The 19,994-nt window shown below is 37.7% G+C and carries 12 protein-coding genes; 8 read left to right on the forward strand and 4 right to left on the reverse strand.

Annotation, left to right across the window (positions count from 1 at the left end):
- Positions 1-320: 320 nt before the first annotated feature.
- The 3 genes from ACMAYL_RS00205 to ACMAYL_RS00215 all read right to left on the reverse strand — a co-directional run bounded on the left by ACMAYL_RS00205 (position 321) and on the right by ACMAYL_RS00215 (position 7,727).
- A complete protein-coding gene (locus tag ACMAYL_RS00205) occupies positions 321-5,780 on the reverse strand; it encodes a zinc-dependent metalloprotease (protein WP_412470557.1) in 5,460 nt (1,819 codons plus the stop codon).
- 36 nt (positions 5,781-5,816) lie between these two features.
- Positions 5,817-6,656 (reverse strand): hypothetical protein, encoded by an 840-nt coding sequence (locus tag ACMAYL_RS00210; protein WP_103216990.1) that lies wholly within the window; start codon positions 6,654-6,656, stop codon positions 5,817-5,819.
- A gap of 390 nt (positions 6,657-7,046) precedes the next feature.
- Complete coding sequence (locus tag ACMAYL_RS00215) at positions 7,047-7,727, reverse strand: M14 family murein peptide amidase A (RefSeq protein WP_412462507.1); 681 nt, start codon at positions 7,725-7,727, stop codon at positions 7,047-7,049.
- Positions 7,728-7,972: 245 nt separating this feature from the next.
- Here ACMAYL_RS00215 and ACMAYL_RS00220 point away from each other — a divergent pair, with 245 nt between their 5' ends.
- The 3 genes from ACMAYL_RS00220 to ACMAYL_RS00230 all read left to right on the forward strand — a co-directional run bounded on the left by ACMAYL_RS00220 (position 7,973) and on the right by ACMAYL_RS00230 (position 9,520).
- Positions 7,973-8,443, forward strand: coding sequence for a ribonuclease H family protein (locus ACMAYL_RS00220; RefSeq protein WP_103217557.1), 471 nt, complete (start codon positions 7,973-7,975; stop codon positions 8,441-8,443).
- 90 nt (positions 8,444-8,533) lie between these two features.
- Complete coding sequence (locus ACMAYL_RS00225; RefSeq protein ID WP_103216992.1) at positions 8,534-9,220, forward strand: FKBP-type peptidyl-prolyl cis-trans isomerase; 687 nt, start codon at positions 8,534-8,536, stop codon at positions 9,218-9,220.
- Between the two features lie 147 nt (positions 9,221-9,367).
- Positions 9,368-9,520 (forward strand): hypothetical protein, encoded by a 153-nt coding sequence (locus ACMAYL_RS00230; RefSeq protein ID WP_158246795.1) that lies wholly within the window; start codon positions 9,368-9,370, stop codon positions 9,518-9,520.
- On the opposite strand, the gene ACMAYL_RS00235 is transcribed toward ACMAYL_RS00230, so the two are convergent.
- Complete coding sequence (locus ACMAYL_RS00235) at positions 9,517-10,413, reverse strand: hypothetical protein (RefSeq protein ID WP_412462508.1); 897 nt, start codon at positions 10,411-10,413, stop codon at positions 9,517-9,519. The two genes, ACMAYL_RS00230 and ACMAYL_RS00235, sit on opposite strands and share 4 nt — an antisense overlap.
- A 204-nt stretch (positions 10,414-10,617) precedes the next feature.
- Between ACMAYL_RS00235 and ACMAYL_RS00240 the strand changes: the two genes are divergently transcribed.
- The 5 genes from ACMAYL_RS00240 (at position 10,618) to ACMAYL_RS00260 (ending at position 19,993) form a co-directional block, all read left to right on the forward strand.
- Positions 10,618-13,479 carry a tail fiber domain-containing protein gene (locus tag ACMAYL_RS00240; RefSeq protein WP_392992221.1) on the forward strand — a complete coding sequence of 954 codons (2,862 nt, stop codon included), beginning with the start codon at positions 10,618-10,620 and terminating at the stop codon, positions 13,477-13,479.
- Positions 13,480-13,669: 190 nt separating this feature from the next.
- Positions 13,670-18,289: a hypothetical protein gene (locus ACMAYL_RS00245; RefSeq protein WP_412470558.1), complete on the forward strand. Its 4,620-nt coding sequence runs from the start codon at positions 13,670-13,672 to the stop codon at positions 18,287-18,289.
- 42 nt (positions 18,290-18,331) lie between these two features.
- Positions 18,332-19,237 (forward strand): ParA family protein, encoded by a 906-nt coding sequence (locus ACMAYL_RS00250; protein WP_103216996.1) that lies wholly within the window; start codon positions 18,332-18,334, stop codon positions 19,235-19,237.
- A gap of 30 nt (positions 19,238-19,267) precedes the next feature.
- Positions 19,268-19,519: a hypothetical protein gene (locus tag ACMAYL_RS00255; protein WP_103216997.1), complete on the forward strand. Its 252-nt coding sequence runs from the start codon at positions 19,268-19,270 to the stop codon at positions 19,517-19,519.
- Positions 19,520-19,561: 42 nt separating this feature from the next.
- Positions 19,562-19,993 (forward strand): SufE family protein, encoded by a 432-nt coding sequence (locus tag ACMAYL_RS00260; RefSeq protein ID WP_103216998.1) that lies wholly within the window; start codon positions 19,562-19,564, stop codon positions 19,991-19,993.
- Position 19,994 lies beyond the last annotated feature (1 nt).

Raw genomic sequence — 19,994 nt, forward strand, 5'->3', positions numbered from 1 at the left:
GAAGTTGGTTACCCGAAGGCTCCCTTTATGTTCAGGAAGAATTGTATGCCTGCGAGAGGCAGGAGCCGAAGCAGGCCATGGTCGCCTCTGGGTTGTTCGGCATCATTTTGCCATCGTGTTTTTAAATTATAACATTCTTTAATTCAATGAGTAAGTAGTGTGGTTTTTGAAGTTGGTTACCCGAAGGCTCCCTTTGTGGTCGCCTCTGGGTTGTTCGGCATCATTTTGCCATCGTGGCAAATGACGCCTCCAAAAAAAGAAACCCGCCTGGACAGGGCGGGTTTCAAATTTAAGAACAATTTATCGGTAGATGGTTCGGATTATTTTCCTTCCATCGGATTAATTAGTCTGAAGTATAATCCAAGAAGTTTTACGTTTCTCTTCATATCTCCGTAGAAGCTATCTACATCTTTAGTAACTTTCATTTTCGTCATCGCTTCACCAACAAGCTGATCCATTTGCTGAATCTGAGCGAAGCTGTTTTCTTGGATATCTCTTAAGAAAACATCTCCTAACTTGATTTGCTCGTTATTATTTAGACCTTGGATGATCTTTGTAATAACTGGTGCGAATAGCTCAACTTGACCTTGCTCGTTCACAGAAGGCATTGAAAAGTTGTTCAGAAGGTTAGTGATCTTATTGTCTAAGTAAGTATCCTTGTTTCCAGTCTTTGCCATTTGAATCATATCAACTGTTGAACAGTATTGCTCAGAAAGACGACATGCTTCAGCTTCAAAAGCGATTGGAGCGATTGCCTGGCTAAGTACTTGGTTAATGTATTCAAGTGACACACCTTCAAGACCAATCTCATTCATCATTGTTGTAAATTGTGCTGATACAAAGTATGAACCAGCTTGTTTTACAAGTGCTCTTTGAGCAAGGAATCCTGCAATCATCTCTTTTTGATTTTGTGAAGCAAGAAGAGCGTTGATCTGAGCGAAGTATTTCTCCATCTCTGATTTAATTGCTGTTGCATCACCAAGAGCTGCTGCCATATCAAGCTCTGTCTTTTGAGCTTTCATTGTATCTTCAGTTGCACCTTGTGCCGCTGGAGTTTGAGCAAGTTGAAGTCCTGCGATTTGTGCCTGCTCCCATTCTTTAAAGAATGTTGACCAACGCTCATCGTGAGAGATTAACTGCATCATACTCGCTTTCTTAATAACGTTACCAGCTACATATGAATCTTGTGCGTAAGGTACATATGCTTTTCTGATATCAGTTTTCTCTGCTACATAATCCTCTGGGATTTGGTAAGTTTGCCCTTCGTGCTCAAAAGTCTCAGTAAGTAGGTCGTTTTGAGAAATGTGGTTTACCCAAAATGCACGAGCAGGGTTAGCTGTTTGTTCAAAAGTATCAATGTTACCGTAAACTAGACCACCGATAGCAGCATAGTTAGTTTCAACTTCACCAACTTCAACTTTAAAAGCTCCGTTAGTTAGTGGGATATTACGTCCAGTTTCTGGGTCATATACTAGTGGTGTAACTTGACCAGAAAGAACTTCTCCAATTGTTGATTGTACAATTGAATCTTTAATATCAATTCCAAATAGGTACTGCTCTAGTAACTGGTATGGAATTCTTAAAGAGTTTGAACGGTACTTATAAGAGTACGACTCTGACTCTGTAAGTGCTACAAGAGCTGCAGCCTTATCATATTCAACACCACGGTTTTTAGCTCTGTATGAATCACTATCTAGTGAGATTGCCTCATTCCACTTAGTTTCAACAACCATTGGTTTTTGCGTTGCTACTTGTAGAACTGTTCCATCTTCAGCTGTTACTTCAGTTTGAGATGGTACAAGAGTCGAAACAAATCTCTTGTTTCTTTGTGCTTCAGTATCAAGTCCAGCACCTGGAGTGATATCTGGAGTTGCAACTACCGACTGTAGGAAGAATAGTGATTTAATTACACCATTAACTAGGTCGTTAGTTGTTGCATCATGAGTTGCTTGATCTGCTTGAGAGTACAACTCTGGAGTATAAATTAGGTGGTAGAATACCTCTTCATTCATCATTCTAAGCTTGTAGAACTTGTCCATTAGCCAACCAAATGCTGCTCCACCGTAGAATTCCTTACGCTTACCTGGGAAGTAGATATACTCATACATCTGACGGTAGTCTGCAATTTGGTAATCTACGATTTCTTCAAAAGATGAACCAAAGTCGTGTCTGTTACACTGAGGAGAGTTTCCAGCGTCCTCATCTGAACAGAATCTAATTCTCTTAAGACCAGCTTCCGCCATAAGTCTATGCTTAGAGATATTTGATGGGTTTCCATTTTCTCCAACTAGTGCATCAACAACATCTTTAATTCTTACTAGGTGATAGTATAGACCTGGTTCGAATTCAGACTCTACAGAAGATACCTTAACGTCAACACCGTTGATCTCTACAGATTTCTTTCTTGAGTTTGTGTAACCTTCAAGTTCAACCATCCCTGTATAAGCTGCACGTAGTGCGTATACATCGTATGGAGCTAGACCATCGTAAGTAGCGTGGTCATCAATTGTATAATCCATAACAGAAGATGAAGTTCTCTTAGTTTCTTTTTCTCCTGGGAATACCCAGTTCTTCTTATCAAATGATCCAACGAAGTTGTGACGTAGACCAAGGTTGTGTCCAATTTCGTGAGCAAGAGTCGGCATCCAAATATCAATTAGGATATCGTTCTTACCTTCGTCAGTTTGTGCCATCTTTAGAACATCGTAGTTCTTAGCAAGATTACTTAGAGCAAACTCAGCTGTTTCGTGGTTACAAATTGGGTTTTTATTACCTTTTGCATCGTACTCCATTGAGTGCTTGATCTTCGCTTGAAGGGCCTCAATTGAGTTGTCACCATGAATCGCAGCTTGTAGTGCAACATCATCTTTATTAGCAATTGCTTGCCAAGCAGCATGTACTGCTTTTGCTTCTTTTTGGTTAGCTCTTGTGAAGTTAGAAAGAACTTCATCTTTATCAAATGAGCTAGCTCTAAAGTCGTTCTTCATTAGACGGTGAGCATCTTTGATTTTCCCCATCTGTGAAGCGATATTTGGACGCTTAATTGTGTTAAGTAGGCTGCTCTTTAAGTTAGTATGAGCAACACCATGACGGTGAGATTTCATCTCAGCTTTCTTTGTGCTTTGAGATACTGTTTCACCTTCAATTTCAACTTCAACTTCATCAGAGTCAGCAACTTGTGTATTTTGTCCTGCCGCTTGAGTCTTTGCCTTGTGCTCAGCTAGAGCATCTTCAATAGCTTTCTTATTAAGCTCATCAGCAAGGTTTTTAAGCTCTTTAGTTGGAGTAATATTCTTAACAAAGTTCTTCTCTGCGATGGCCTTATCAACCATCCAGTTAATTGAAGACTTCATGTTACCACCATATAGGTAAACAGAAGCTGATTCAACAACACCATTTCTTGGGTTAAATGACGGTCCACCAAGTCCAATGATTGAACTTGAAGTTGCTTTTTCTACCCAGTAGATGTGGTTACGTTGTAGATCACCAAGGTGAGTTTTTTCTACTACCTCGATATTTACTGAACGTGACTCACCATCAAGATTGTGAGTAAGAGAAAGATTCTTCGTTCCTGCTGGAATTGAATCATCTTTTTCTATTTTTAGAGTGATAATATCACCACGTCCTTCATATTGTGTACCTTTGAAAGCACGCTTGAAGCCTAGGTTGATATCATCAACAACTTTTTGAGAAGAAACGATAATCTTATTTCTTAAATCAAGTTCTGTTTGAGTCAGTTTTCTAATTAGCTTCCCATCTTTATCATATTTATTTGATGGAATACCTGTAAGTACGTACTCGATATTTTTACCATTTCTGATATCAAATACCATTGGTAGGTCTACTGTTGTATCAAAGTCACGAGTTTGCTCAGTGTATCCTTTTGGTACTAGCTTAGAACCAGTGAATAGACCAAAGTTAAACTTCTTTTGTACTTCGTAAGAAAGGTTTTGCTCTGGTTCTTCGAACTCTTGATTATACTTCATGAAAGTAGTTCTTTCTTTGAAAGTCATCGTTTCATTCTGTTGTCCCCAGTAATCTCCACCGAAGTCAGCACAGTTAAAGAAGTTTCCTTTCTTATAAGTTGATTGAGTAGAGAAGTTAAGGAATTCATCTCTTCCGTCAACTACTTGTACGATGTCACTTACTTCTGTAAGACCATGGGCCTTACCTCCACCACATACGCTCATTAGGTAAGGGTCTAGTGACGTAAGAACATCACCAATTTGATCGTTTCCAAGATTAACTACTGCAATTGCTCTTTCATCATTGTGACTTGCTGGAACGTAAACGATTCCACCTTTGTCATTCTTACTTTCACGGAAGTATTCTGCTTCAAAAGCTAGTAATGGTTCAGTGTCAAGATCAGTTGATCCTGTCTTATCAAGTAGTGGTCTTGATCTTTTTACTAGAACACGATCTGGCTCAAAGTGGAACTTAACGATTTCAACGTGGAAAGTCGCTTTAGAACCTGCAAAACTGTAGTTAAAGATATTTGGAGAGTCTTCTAATACTCTTCTAAAAGTGAATTCTTGATTCTTAAATTTTTCAAGTTTTAGCCAAGCTGTCGATAGCTCTTCTCTGATCTCAGTTGGGTAAATCTCTTCTGGTTGAGAGTCTTTTTCTAGTTGAATGAATTTTGCATCTTCTGCAACTGTACTAGAAGAGATTTTCGTCTCAGCTAGGATCTCATCATTATCATCGATATCGTACTTGAATTTAACGTACTTAATTTTTTCAGAAATTTCTGAACGTAGGAAACAGTTATCAAGAGCGATTCTAGCCCTCTTTGCTGTATCAGCGTCACATCTAGAAAATAGTAGGTTAAATCTTTCTGCACGAACTAATTTTTCTTCGTTATCAGTTAGGTCTTCTTTCTTGATAACACGAGCAAAGTAAGCTTTGCTTTCATTGTCATCAAGAATAACCTTGATTAGATCCTTGTTTTCAAAAACATGACCATCATGCTTAGACGTTGTGAAAGCATTTTCGTTATTAAGGATTCGGTCTTCAAGTTGTCCTACTGTGAATAGGTTATTTTCAACCTTATCACGACGGTAGATTGTCGCGATTTCTTTTTGATCCATTCCGAAAACACCTGTGTAAGTTCTGTTTTCGATTAGGTAGTCAACTTTATAGTGAGTTGATTCCGAACGGTCCTTCTCAACATATCTGATATGTCTTGTTTTCTCATCAAGATCATTCTTTACATTTTCTCTTTGGTAGAAATCAACACCGTATTGAAATAATGGAATACGATCAAGCTTTGAAGCTTTAACTGGAAGAACATCGCGAATGATTTTATTAGAAGCGCTAAGAGTTTGTGCACTAGCATTTACTGGAGCGATATACGCTACTAGGTAGTTTGTCGTAAGATCAAATGTAATCTCAAACTTCTGACCTTCTTTTTCTGCGAAAATAAGAAGATCTTTTACAAGAACATTATAAGTCTTATCATTAGAACTAACGATTTGAGTTGAGTAAAGAGTCTTTGCTTCACTTCCAACACTTGTGTCGATTAGGTCTGTTGAAATTCTGTTTTTAGAAAGCTCTTCTTGAGTCGCAACTGCTTTTGATTCAATAACTAGCTTAGCTGAAGTAACAGAGTTCTTAGTACGGTAACTTTCTTGTGCAAAATCAGGCTCTTTGTCCGGAAGAGTCTTTGCACAACTTGAAAGGATCGCTGCCAATGCGAAAGCATGTGTAAGGCCTCTGAGCATTCCAAACTTGTTTTCATTTTTGATTTTCATTTTTTCTTCTACCTTTGTTCTTTTTGTCATTTGTTCTTCTTTCTCTTTGTCTTCGTTATGTGTGTTCTATATTTTTATTGTTAGTGATGCATAAACTGATGAATCTCTTTCATCAAATAGGTCGATCTCAACCTTTTTCCCATCAGGTGATAGGGGAGTTCCTCCAAATTCATGACCTACCTCTAGGTTGTATTTAGGGCCAAAGCTATAGCCAATGGCCTGTGAGAACGAATAAGCATCTTTTGTATTATTCTGGTATGTCCATCCCTTCATATACGTTCCTCCAAGTGATAGGTATAGCGCATCCGACACGCTGTATGTCAGATATGCAACTGATGAAAGACTATATGAAGTATTTGAGCTTCCAGTCATTGTTGTTTCATACTCATGGAAGTTCTTGGATGCACCAAGAATAACTAATGCAGATAGGTCCTTAATCCCAATAACACTATCGGCTATTGATAGGCCTTCACTTAAGCTAATTCCTGCTTGAAGCTTAGAATATTTTCTAGAAACCTTACTTGTTGGAAGTTTTAACGATGCCGTACCAAATGAAACAACACCATCAAATGGCTGAGAAGCCTTTCTAGTAAAGGATACTGACGTATCGCTGATTCTACTTTTTCGCTCATCAACAAAGTCTTTTGATACTGTTGTTTTAGCGGCGAAACTACCTTTATCTGTAATAATATTGAAACGAAATGAGTTATACATTCCACTATAGTGGCCTGCCTCAGATGTCTTTAATAAATCTCTTGAAACTGTCGTATCAACTCTAGCTGACCAATTTCTAGTCGCACCTGGTGCTTTTTTGACACCCTGGATATTACTAGTGCTACTTTGGGCAACAACAGATGTTGTTGTAAGCGCAAGTAAAATTAATGAGATACACTTAAATGGTGTCACTCTGTCTCCTTTTTTCGTTCCTGAAAATGAAATTCGTTCAATACTTGATGCAAATGGTATGCCATTTGTTCATCTTCGGACGAGTTCGCATTTGAAGTAAATATATAACAATAGGGGTACGAAGACGCTGACTTTGGAAAATCTACAGGGTTGTTTAGGGAGTTGACGATTTTTGAGGGAAGTATAAAGGGAGGCCGTGGGACGGCCTCCGATTACACCTAGGCCCAAAAGAGAGAGGGATTATGAGGGATATTGGGGCCTAAATGATATTTATACCAAAATATAAACATGGGCGCCGCAACGCAGCACTCTCATTTTGAATATGCCTTATTAACGGATTTAGCGCTATCGAAGATAAGTTAATTTTGTTTAAGAAGAGTAAATTAACCTTTAGAGGAATCGTTTCAGAATTCCTGATGTGATCATTTCTTTGAATCCGACTTCATTTTCTTGCCACACTTCTTCAACAGTTACACCAGTGTCTACTGTTGGGCATTCAAATGTAAGTACAGGTGCTCCAAGCTCAACACTTCCGTAAGTTCCGAGTGAGCCAGGAGTTGGGTAGCCGATATCATCTGCAATTGGATAATTATTGTGTTTGGCCAAAAGCTGCGCAACATCCTTACAGTCACCATTGTAATTTACAATTGGTTTCCATGAGTGAATTGATAAAATAAAGGCCGGAGGATACTCATTAAAGAGCTTATTTAGGAATTGGTTTTCAGGCTCACTTAATGGAGCACTTCCTGGATTGTACTTATCTTCTTCGAATTCACTTTCCCAGCTTTGAGTAGGTAAGTTTCGATTAAGATCAACACCATTAGCATTAACGCGCGTTCCTGCATTAACACCATCTTTATTGACGATAGGAATAACGACTAGAGGTAGATCTGTCTCAACCTCAGTCTTAAGCCATGAAAAGATTTCTTTTAGGCAGTGAACTCCCTCGATTTCATCTCCATGAACTCCTGCCATCAGATAGATATAGCGAGGTGAATCAACTTTATTTTTAAAAGCTTCGATTTCAAGGTTGTTAACTGTTTTTCCAGACTCTAGTTTAATAAATTCCATAAAGAAATTGTGGTGGAAGTTTCCTTTTTTGTAAATGAAGTTTTATACTTATGACTTTAAAAAGGAATACTTAAGTAATGAAAAAGAAAAACATACTAAAAACTTTAGAATATTTAGAAAGTGTACTTGATACACAAGATGATCATGATGCAATTGCTCAGCTTCGCGAAAGCGTCGAGCTCCTTGAGGATGTCGATAATGGCGTTGCAAGTGGCAATGGACACTTCAGTATACCAATGGAGGCCATGGGGGCCTACACTGTCTATAGTGACGGTGGATGTCGTGGAAACCCTGGACCTGGAGCGTGGGGGGCAATGGGACAAAATCCAGATGGCGTCGTTTTCTTTGAAAGCTCTGGCTTCGAGTATCAGACAACTAACAATCGAATGGAGCTTACTGGTGCCATTGAATCATTGAAGTCACTAGAGAATGAATTGGAAGAGATGGGGCTAGATCATGGACATGCCGCTTTCCTTTATAGTGATTCGAAATATGTTGTTGATGGAATTACGAAATGGGTTCCTGGTTGGAAGGCACGTGGTTGGAAAAAAGCCGACAAGAAGACTCCAGAAAATATTGAGCTGTGGCAAAGTTTTGATGAAGTGGCAGGACGTTTTTCTAATCTTCAGTTTCGTTGGGTAAAAGGACATAGTGGTCATCCGCAAAATGAGCACTGCGATATGTTGGCCAATAAGGCAATGGATGAAAATATTTAAGGCTTGAAAAGCAGACCAAAGCACTTTAATCTATTTATATAAATATTAATTAGTAAAAAGACTTCAATAAATTTAGACAAAGGATGTTAAATGAAGAAACTACTAGCAACAATGGCAATCGCGCCATTACTATTTGTTTCATGTGGTAAGAAAGAGGAAGTAAAGCCTGAGACTGAAAATGATAAAATCTTCTATTCAGTTGGACATGTTTACGGAAAGAGATTTAAGGATTTCAAACTTACTGAAAGAGAAATGAATAACCTTGTTCAAGGTGTTCGTGACGGTATGACTAAAGATGCAACTGATATTGATACAAGACAATTTGCATTTAAATTTAGAGATATCGTAAACCAAAGAATGAGCGAAGTATCTAAAACAGAAAAAGATGCAGGTGCAAAATTCCTAGAAGAATTTGTTGCTAAAGAAGGTGCTAAGAAGACTGAATCTGGTTTAGCTTACAAGATCATTGAAGCTGGTTCTGCAAAGAAGCCAACTGAAACAGATACTGTAAAAGTTCATTACAAAGGTACTTTAAGAGATGGAACTGAGTTTGATTCTTCTTATAAGAGAAATAAGCCAATCGAATTCCCTCTTAACAGAGTTATTAAAGGTTGGACTGAAGGGATGCAACTTATTGGTGAAGGTGGAAAAATTAAGCTAGTAATTCCATCTGAGCTTGCTTATGGTGATCAAGGTGCTCCTCCATCAATTCCTGGTGGCGCAACACTTACTTTCGAAGTTGAACTAATCGAAGTTCTTCCAGCTGCAAAGAAATAATTCTTAATCGAATTAATCAAATAAAAAGTCGATAAAGTATAGGCCTTCTTAAGTTATCTTAATGAAGGCCTATTTTTTTTCACATCAAATGACATTCAATTTTCGTTATGCTTTCCTTTTACTATTGTTTCTAATTAGGGAGGAAAGATGAAAGTAATTCTACTGATTGCCTTATTGTTACAACCTGTCTCTGAAGCTTCTTTCTTTAAGCATAAAAGAGAGAAAGAATCATTCTTTGCTTATATTATTAGGATATTGATTAAGCCTTCAATTCCTCATGATGGTGAAGGTGATACTTAAAAGGCATATCCAACAGATAGGCCAAACATTGTTTGATCTGTCGATTGTTGGAAGCCATCTGCGAATTCTTCATCAGTTTGGATAGCATCAAAATTAGCTTTGAAAATAAGTGATTGAGAAGTTGAAACCTTATACTCAAGACCTAAGCTGACTGATGGAAGAAGCATTGCGCTTCCAACTCTAACTGTATCTTGGATACTCGTTTCAGAACGGCCAAAGCCTGCGCCTAGTGAAATAAAGTAGCTGAAGCGATAACTCCAACTATTATTAAATGAAATTTTTAAGGCCGCTGTCCCCATCATTCTTTTGGTTTCCTGCTCAACATTTGGATTTAGAAGTGTCAGAAGGTCTAGATCGTAGCGAAATCCTATGATTGTTTGAAAAGTTTGATTAATAGGGATGGCGTAGTTAAATTGAAACGTGTCACCAGTTCTCGTTCCATCATTATTAATACTTGAACTTGTCGATTCACTTAAGCCTTGATTCTTCCCGTAGAAAAATTCAAATCGATTATCATAGCGTTGAAATTGTTTTTCTCTAAGAGACATCTCTTCTTCTGCTAGCATCTGTTTGTATTTTGCATCTCCAAGAATTTTAGGGATTTCTAACCATACTCGCTCAGGAGAGTAGTTAACTGTAACAATTTGACCTTTTTCAAAAGGCACGCGCATATTATTATCAGTCACAATCCACTGAGAGTATTCTTTCGTTATGGAGATAGCACGGGCCGTAAAAGAAATCTTCTTCGAAGAAAATAGAGAGACTTGTCCCTTTACAATATTATCAACTCGTCCTTTTCGAATAACAAAAGACATTCCATCATTAGCAATATTTTGAATAACAATTAGGTTTGTATTGAGGTCATACTTTTCGGCAAAGGACGCTGTGGCCATTGATAGAAATGTAATTGTGACTAAAAGAGTTTGCAAAAATCTTTGAACGCTATTCATATAAGTATTTTATAACCAATGACAAGTTTAAGAAATCATTGGCAAATACTCCTTATTTGCAATTGATAACCAAGTGCTTTGGTATAGTAATATTAATAGTTTAACTTTATTTATTAATCTCCGATATGAAATTAGGGATTTATGGATATGAAACTTAATAATGCATTTTACATTCTCTTCGTTGTACTTTTTGTCGCGTGTAAGCCGGTGAGTAATACCGCTCGCAATAACGTTGATTCATCAGACACTTCTGATATTACTAAAAGACATCAGATTACACTTATTGAAGTTTCTTCAAATCAATTGATTCTTAATGGGACAAACCTTTCAACAATAAGTGCTGTTAAAACAAAGAATGGCCCACAAGTTATTAATTTAAATATTTTATCAAAGTCAGCAAATATGGTGAGGTTAGGAGTACCTAATGGTTTAAAGATCGTTGGTGGCTTTATTTATGACCTTATTGTTACAGATGCCTTTGGACAAACAGTGACATCTGTAAGTTTTGATGTCCAAAATAGTTCGATTTCTACAAGTAAAATTCAAGATGGAGCAATTACGAATTCGAAATTGAGTTCTCTTGGCGCATCTAGTGCAGGACAAGTTTTACAGTATAATGGATCAGCTTGGGTTGCTGTTGATTACCTTGGTGGCTCAAACTACTTAGGTCGATTAATTCTTGATGCTGGAGGAGGAGTTACACCACCTTCTGTAGCAGGAGTTAATAATGGTGACTTCTATGTTGTTAATGATGCAGCACCAGTTGTCGGTGATCTAAATGGTGATGGAAATATTGAAACCTTCACTGCTGGGGACATCATTCGCTTTAATGAATCGACTAATAAGTGGGATCTGCAATTAAGTAATGGTAGTTATGCTGGCCCTTGGGATATTAGTGGTTCACATATTAGACGAGTAGGTTCAGGTGGAAAAGTTACAATTTCTGATGATCCTTATGAAGGCCCTTCAAAATTAACTGTAAGTGGAAATATTGCAGGCCCTACTACTGCTGAAGAAAGTATTCTACTGCATGTTGGTGGAAATGTTAGTTCTGGTTTAGGATCTAGTTGGGCAAGGGCATTATCATTTGGTTTAAGACAAGAGCATAATGCCACGATGGGAGTATACGGAAGTAACACTAATGTCGGTGGGATGAATTACTTCTTTATCGATGTTGATGGAGACGGAGATAGTTTAACTTCATCTTTTTGGAATTCTGCTGAATTCTATATCGACTCTTCAGGGAGAACATCAGTTGGTGGTATTCCTAATCCACTATATCTGTTCTACGTTTATGGTAACTCGGGAATAAATGGAAACTTTAATGTTTCATCGACTGTTACAGCTGCTGCATTTGTAGGGGACGGTTCTGGGATTACAAATATTAATGCTATCAATATGACTAATTCTGGAACGACGACAATAACGGCCGGTAGTTCTGGACCTGGTGATATTGCATTTCAATCTGAATCTTCAGATTTTGCTCTCTACGATGCAAATGGTTTTCTTTCATTTGGGCACACATCAAATCTTGGAACATTCAATGCGACTGCTCAAATTGATGTTCGTAGTGACTCTGGAGATGCGAGTGGACAATTCTATTCTTATGGTGGAAATCAGTCATCAATTAATCTTGCAAGTTCACAAGGTCTAATCACTGCACCTTCGATGACAACAACTAACGATGTTCTAGGTCTCTTAAACTTTGGTGGAGATACTGGTAGTGGAATAGTTAATACTGCAAGTATTCGCTCAACTGCGACAGAAAATTTTAGTGCGACAAATCTTGGTACTGAATTGAATTTCTATACAACTGCAAATACTTCTAATACTCAACAAGAAAATATGAGACTGACAAATAATGGAAGGCTATTAGTTGGTAGTTCTGCCGTTTCCAATACATCGGGTTACCAGATGGTTGTTGGTGGAAGTACTCAACTTGCAGGCAATCTGAATGTTACAGGTATTTCTCAGTTAAGTAGTACTGTTGTTTCCGGAACACTTTCTCATACCGGAAATTTATCAACAACAAATTTAACAGCAAGTGGGACAATTCAAGGAAATGGAATTACTTCAACAGGTGGCCTTGTAAATACAGGCGTACTTACAAATAATGGAAATGCTGTTGTAAATGGAGCTCTACAGGTTACGGGCGCCGCTACTTTTGACAGTGATATTACTGTCACTGGTAATGTGGATTTTGGAAATATTTCTGTTAATACGATTGCAGGTGATGCAACGACAAGTTCAGCATTCTTTGGTCAAGTTACTTCAGCACAAAAGATTATTTCTCAAGGTGGAATTGATAATGTTGTTTTTAAAGGTGGAACGCTTAATAATTTTGAAGTTCTTGTAGATAATGGAACTGGTATAAAGCTTGGAAATATGAACTCAGCAGGAGCAGTTGGCTCAAGCCTTCCTGTTACAATCACTACAGCAAATACTGATCGTATGACTGTTACGGCAGCAGGGCGTGTTGGAGTTGGAACAACGACACCTTCAGAGCAATTTCATGTCGTAGGCAATCTAAGAGTTCAAGGTGCAACAGACTGTACGCTTGGAGGTGGTGCCGGTGCCACGAACTGTACATCTGATGAAAGATTAAAAGATAATGTTGTCGAAATTGAAAATGCACTTGATAAGATTAAGGCACTAAAGGGGGTTGAATTTGATTGGAATGAAAAATCACTTTCTCCTGGAATGCACTCAATCGGTGTAATCGCTCAAGATGTTCAAGCGCAATTTCCAACGGCCGTCATTGAGAATGCAGATGGATGGCTATCTGTGGATTATGCAGTCTTAGTGTCGCCACTTATTGAAGCTGTAAAAGAGCTAGATAAGAATATTTCCATGTATAAGCTTATGAGTGAAGGTGTTGAAGTTCAGTTGGCAACAAATACTCGTGAGATAGCTACACTAAAAGAAGAAAATAATAAGCTTAAAGAAGAAAATGAAGAAATGAGGCAAGCACTTTGCTCGCTTAATCAAAGTTTCAAATTTTGCAAATAGAAGAGAGCGCCTGTCAGTTATTTAAGGCGTTTTCATTCTTTAGTGCATATCTAAGTATCAATAATTACATAAATATAGAGGCGGGATCAGCTATCTTCTATAATATTGAAATAACATAAGTGTTTGTTTGTCTTTATTTAAAGTTAAGAAATATTTTGGCGATAAGTTATTGGGATACTTGGGAAAGATAATGAATCGTTTACTTTTATTTACAATATTTTTAAGTGCTTTCATCGGTTGTACACCGCAGATGAATTCTTTGAAGCAGGCAAGCTGTGATGATGGACACTATTTCGATGAGATCACAAGAAGTTGTGTTCTAGATGTATCTCCCAAAGCTCCAGTTATCACGACAACTTCAGTCTCTATGATGGAAGATGCGCTTAAGACAAGTTTTCCAATCTCTTTTACTGATCAAAATGGGGGAATCCCAACTTCATGTACGATCGTCAATAGCTCTTCAGGCCTTAATCAATCGATTACAATTGGTTCAATGACTTTTGAAAGAGTTAATACTTGGCAAAATGCAATTAACTATGCTGATCTATATATTGAACTTGTGGACAATCCTTCTGTTATTGCAGGATCAGAACTTGTTTCAATTGCAACAAATACAATCACAGTACAAATTGATTCTGGATTTTCAACTTCACTTCAAATTACGAATGCTATAAATTCTAGTTCATTGATTAACCCAATTATCGTGGCCTCAATTACTGGGCCTAACACAACAGAGAGTCCAACTCCTGGAATAAAAATGTTAGGTGCTACTTGTGAATGTATTAGTGGTACTTGTTCAATGGATATTGAACCATCACGCCATATTAATGGTTCATCATATATTGATTTCTATATCAGTGATGATGATGGTGATAGTGCCGTTTCAAGATTATATGTTGATGTGACAAATGTTGATCAATCACCAAGTGTTGCTGCAACAAGGTCTGCGACAGTAAGCGAAGATGACTTAATTACTTTTGTTTTTGATAGTGAAGTAAATGAAATTCCAGTTTCTGGATATTTTGATTATGATGGAGACTTTGCAACTTTCTGTAGTGCTAACTCAATTCATGCAAGTGTCCAAAACTCATCAATTTCATGTAACTGTTCGCTAGGTAAGTGTACTTTAGCCTTTAGAGCAAATACTGATTACTTTAATGCTTCTTCAGAGGCCATGGTTGAGTATCAAATCTATGCAAATGGAAAGTACTCTAATACTGGTGTTGCTTCTGCAAGAATTGTTGAAGTCGATGATGAGCCTGTTGCTGCTAATATTATCACTGTTACAGTGGATGAAGATGGCACAGGAACGCCAGGTGCCCAAACTGCCGTTGGTTTTTACTTTCCAACTGCATCAGATGATTCTTATATGGGATTTCCAAGTTCAGATCTCCGTTATAAATTTAAAAATTTAACAAATTATTCAGATATCCAAGGTTCATGTACAGGTGCTCCTGGAGATAACTTTCATGCTAATAGTGTTGATGATGCCACTTATTGTAATCTTTACTTCGATGGAGATGCTAATGGTGTCTATACAGTAGAATATCAAATTTCTGACTCACCATTACCTTTAACGAGTATGGCAGATTTCCATACAACAGGTTATATCAATGTTGTTATCAATGCTAAGAATGATCCGCCAGTTGTTGCAGGTGGGCCATTTACGCATACAATGAATGAGTCTTCTGATTGGAATAGCGTAAGTGAAACGATTTCATTAGGTAGTGTTTCTGATGTCGATAATACAACATCGACTCTTACTGTTTATTTTATCGATGGTAGCGGAAGTCGTATTAATACGATGGCCGGACAAAGCTCTGTCTCAGGAACAGAGGGGACAATTAAGGATTGTGCAATTTCTTCAGGTGGTGCAATTACATGTTTATACGAAACCCTCAATGGTAATAGCGCTAATACGCTAGGTACACCTGATGATTTCCAATTTGTTGTAAGAGATTCAAGTAATGCGGAGTCTGTTGTTCAAACACTTGATGTTGTTGTTCTTGAAACATCTGATGCACCTGTTATTTGTAATTATTCTGTATATAATCGCCGCGCTGGACGTACCGAGTGTGGTGTAAATAACTGTATTGGAAATGGAGCACCTAGCTTCAATCCTACGTCACACGTAAGTAATGACCCTGTCATTTATTTTGATCGCACAAACGGCCTATGTTATGAATCAATTGATACAGACGAGTGGTCAGTGGCCTCTAATAACGGTACTCAAAACGCTAGTTACATGAGTGATGTTATCGTTGGTGAAAAAGAAGATATTATTATTGATAATGTTATTATTAGTGAAGGTGGAAGTATCAATGAAGCTTCTCAAACAGTAACGATTGAAAATGTTGTTTCAACTAATAATGTACTGATTCAGCCAATGAATATTCAGTTTTTAAAAGATACTGATCTAGATGGTGAATATAGTGAAGCCGGAGATCTTGCTGCTGTAAATGGTGCTATGGCAAGTGGTGTAATTGATAATGGAATTTCTATTAATGAAATTCTAAGAATAAAAATGATCCCAACGGCATCTCAATTTGGTGAGACAACGATTTCATTTGATCTTGTGGATAATGGAACTGGATCACCGAGAACTTCTGTTTCTTTCAAAGTTAGAGTTGAGCCGCAGACAGTTGCTCATCATGGTTGGGCAGATGTAAAGGCCCTTGGTACAAAGGTTAACCATTTTGGAATTCGTGTTGAAACAAACTTTACTTGTTCACATTCTCTTACTAAGTGTGACGGTGGAAAAGAGTGTTATGGAACGGTTGCTCCAAACACATCAAATGTAAAACCTGATTCTGCTGGTGCTATTTACCGTACGGCAGGAAATCTTTGTTATTATTCAACTGGAACGACTTCAAGTGATTGGGTACTAATTAATAAGTCTGTTGCATGTAATATCTCAGAGGTTAATCGCGACTACACAACTGATGGACTTTTAGAAGATACGACAACAACTTGTGATGATCTTGGAAGTGCAAGTTGTATTGGTGATGTAACATATGATTCAGGTGATGCTAGCTCTGTAAGTGTTGTTTTCAATTCTCAAACTGAGACATTACTTGCAAGTGATAATAACGGAAAATTCTTATTTAATACTGCTTATCAGGCAACTACTGGTCAGGATTGTTTTTATTCAGATGGATCAAATTGGATTCCTTATCATGGTACTTCTAGAGTGAACCTTGAATGGGAGAATTTCACTGTCGGTACTTCTGGAGCAATTCAAGGCTACAATGTATATCGTAAGAAGGCCGGCCCTCTTTATACGTTTAATTATAGCAATCCACTAAATAGAGAACTTATTACTTCGTCAAATACATATGTTGATAACGGTGAGAACTCGCGTTTAGCTCCTGTTCCAAACCACACTTATGTTTATGAAGTTAGGCCAGTTCTTAGCTACACTAATCAGCTAGGGGATAATGAATCTCTAGAGATTACAACTAATAATAATGTTGCAAAACTAACTGTGGTTGCACCTCAAGAAAACTTTGCATTTGTACATCGCTGGATGGTTAATAAGAAGGCGTGTGAGATGATGCATTCTGATTCGTTTATCGATAGTAACTATGTATGTGAGTATAAAGGCTTTGGTGATACTGCCTCAGCTCTTGGAACGATTGGTTCTGTCTATGACTTTGGTAAGGACTTACTTGTACCTCGTTTTGAAATGGGATGCCCTTATTCAAAAACAAGCTGTGATACAACTGATGGACAGTGTGTGGCCCAAAATCTTGGAGCCTATGATGGTCCTGACGGATCAATCTTCTATGAAAGATCAACTGGTACTTGTTATGTTAAAAACGGAACTTGGCAAAACTTTTCAACTCAGACTTTAGACTCTGCTGTTGCATTCCAGTCGTTCTTGCCACCATTAACTAATATTACTAACTCTAGTGCTGTTAATGCATGTACAACACTAACTGGCGCTCCAACGATCGTTGGTTATGGTGCTGCTACTACTTATAAGCTGCCAACTCGTGATGAGCAAATTGCTTATAGTGCATGGGATGTTAGAGCGACTTCTGATGCTAATGTTGAAGTTGTGGAAAGAGGACTTGCGCTTAATTCTTCAAGTAAGTGTAATGCTTCATTAGCAAGTGGGCTTGAGTCTTCGTTCATGGATATTGATAACTTAAGCTCATCAGATATTCATACAATTCCTGGAACAAATTCTTCAGGAATTCGCTCTTTGCATACAGGTTCTGTATTCACGCAAGATTGTACATCTGCCTTTGGTGTTCAAGATGCTGTAGGAAACGTTTCTGAGATTTCTAATACGGCCTATAGCTTCAATGCTAATATTTATTCTTTTGCTTCAATTGTTTCAACTAAAGCTGATATCTATGGTGGGACAGGTGATTATCTGATGGATTCACTCATTGGGCCATGTAATGACTCTGATGGAGACAATGATTGTGACCTAGAGCTTGAAAGTCATTTATTTGAAAATGTTTCTGATTATAGTGCAAGATATTTTAACTATGTTTTCGGTATTCCTATTTCAAATGCAGCAAAAGCTACTGAAGATGCTATGCCAGGAAGTGTTATTAATGATTATACTCTAAGAATCGGATCGACTGCTGGTATCACTAACTCACAACTTCACGATGATGAGATCTTTAGAATCTTTGACAATACTGGCGGAGTTAACGGAAGTATGGCAAGTGGTGGTGATTATTCAAGTCTTTCGGGTGCTGGTGTGTACGCATTTGAGTTTCTTCCAGATACTGAGGCAAGTAGTCGAATTGGTCTGCGTTGTGTTATCGAACTTGATCCAAATCAATATGACTAATTGGTACCCACTTCTAAATTTATGATATAATCTTTAAGCATCATGACAATGAATGATTCTTGGGAGAAGGTTATGTTCTTTGGTCGCAATCGCACAAATACTTTAGAAGATTTAGGTAAAGGAAAGATAATATCTTTTCTTAATCAAAAGGGTGGGGTTGGTAAAACAACAATGTGTTTTAATACTGCCCATGCCTTGGCCCAGAAAGGTCACAAAGTTCTTGTTATTGATATGGACCCTCAAGCGAATATGAGTTACTTGTTTGGTCATGAAGAAAGTAGAGAGAGTATTAGTATTTTCAATCTGCTTCTTAATTCAATTAAAGAACTTAAGCATCTGCATTCTTCAACGATTTTCGAAAAAGTTGTTTTCAAGTCCGAGTTAGGTGTTGATCTACTTCCGGCGGCCCAAGAATTATCTGGATTTGAATTATGTGTCGCTGCCATTAATTCTCCAAGACAAACAATTCTAAAAAAATATGTAGAACAAGCGGGATTAAGAAAACGCTACGATTATATTCTTATTGATTGTCCACCAACTCTTGGGCTTTTAGTTGTTAATAGTATTTGCGTCAGTGATGGAGTGATTGTTCCATTTAGACCAGATGATTTTTCAATGAAGGGGCTAGAGCATTTTTATGGGATGTTATCAGACATAGAAGATATGGATATAGTGAAGCTTCCAGAGATCATCACTCATATTCCGAATCTAATGGATACGAGACGTAAGCAAGAAGAGAGTGATCTTGATGAGATTAAGGAACTGATTCGTAAAGTAACTGGAGATGACCGCTTCATTGCTCCATTCTTTAATAAGGCCCAAATAGTGAAATCACAGGCCGCTAAGAAGTCAATTTATGCTTATAATTCTAAGGAATATCAGCCGCTTCATGAACAATTTAATAAAATCGCAAATTTAATTGATTCGTGGAATGATTCGACTTTATAACTATAGTTAAGAGACAAAAAAGGAGCTTTCGTGGCCACTATTAAGAACCCATTATATGTTGTAACAAACGAAGGACGTGACGTGGAAGGTGTCGCTACTTATATCGAATTACTAGTCAAGAAATTTGGTTTGCAGCCGTATCTTGATATTCTGGACTCAATGATTGCGATGCTAACAAATCAGGTTGGAAATTACGGCTTTTTCATTGCCCTTCAAAACTTTATTGACCACATTGCCGCTCAAATTGAAAAAGTAGTGGAGTTTGCTTCACGCATTATCTAAAAAATGCTAGACTCCGACTCATATTGACTTAAGGAGTTCATTTTGCAAATACAAGAAAGAGTTGACGCACTTATTTCAGAATTTAATGGATTTGGTGATTGGGAAGATCGCTACATGCACATCATTTCTCGCGGGAAACAGATGGAGTCCCTACCTGAAGATTTACAACAAGAAGAATATAAAGTTAAAGGATGCCAGTCTCAAGTTTGGCTAATTCCAGAGCTTAAAGATGGAAAAGTTTTTTTTCGTGCCGATAGCGATGCGGCCATCGTAAAGGGGATTGTTTCAATTCTAGTTGGTGTCTACTCAGATGCTACACCTGATGAAATTCTCGCAACTAAGCCTGACTTCTTAGATACTATTGGTCTTCGCCAGCACTTATCAATGTCTCGTGCGAATGGACTTTCAAGTATGATCAAGCAAATTTCAATGTATGCCCTTGCTTATAAAACTAAAATTCAAATGGGATTATAAT

The organism is Halobacteriovorax sp. RT-2-4 (assembly GCF_047085445.1).
GTDB lineage: Bacteria > Bdellovibrionota > Bacteriovoracia > Bacteriovoracales > Bacteriovoracaceae > Halobacteriovorax_A.

What these genes read in the sequence shown, in the direction of transcription:
- ACMAYL_RS00205 (WP_412470557.1), bottom strand. Translation starts at nt 5,780, where the DNA reads ATGACAAAAAGAACAAAGGTAGAAGAAAAAATGAAAATCAAAAATGAA.
- ACMAYL_RS00215 (WP_412462507.1), bottom strand. Translation starts at nt 7,727, where the DNA reads ATGGAATTTATTAAACTAGAGTCTGGAAAAACAGTTAACAACCTTGAA.
- ACMAYL_RS00220 (WP_103217557.1), top strand. Translation starts at nt 7,973, where the DNA reads ATGGGGGCCTACACTGTCTATAGTGACGGTGGATGTCGTGGAAACCCT.
- ACMAYL_RS00225 (WP_103216992.1), top strand. Translation starts at nt 8,534, where the DNA reads ATGAAGAAACTACTAGCAACAATGGCAATCGCGCCATTACTATTTGTT.
- ACMAYL_RS00230 (WP_158246795.1), top strand. Translation starts at nt 9,368, where the DNA reads ATGAAAGTAATTCTACTGATTGCCTTATTGTTACAACCTGTCTCTGAA.
- ACMAYL_RS00235 (WP_412462508.1), bottom strand. Translation starts at nt 10,413, where the DNA reads ATGGCCACAGCGTCCTTTGCCGAAAAGTATGACCTCAATACAAACCTA.
- ACMAYL_RS00240 (WP_392992221.1), top strand. Translation starts at nt 10,618, where the DNA reads ATGAAACTTAATAATGCATTTTACATTCTCTTCGTTGTACTTTTTGTC.
- ACMAYL_RS00245 (WP_412470558.1), top strand. Translation starts at nt 13,670, where the DNA reads ATGAATCGTTTACTTTTATTTACAATATTTTTAAGTGCTTTCATCGGT.
- ACMAYL_RS00250 (WP_103216996.1), top strand. Translation starts at nt 18,332, where the DNA reads ATGACAATGAATGATTCTTGGGAGAAGGTTATGTTCTTTGGTCGCAAT.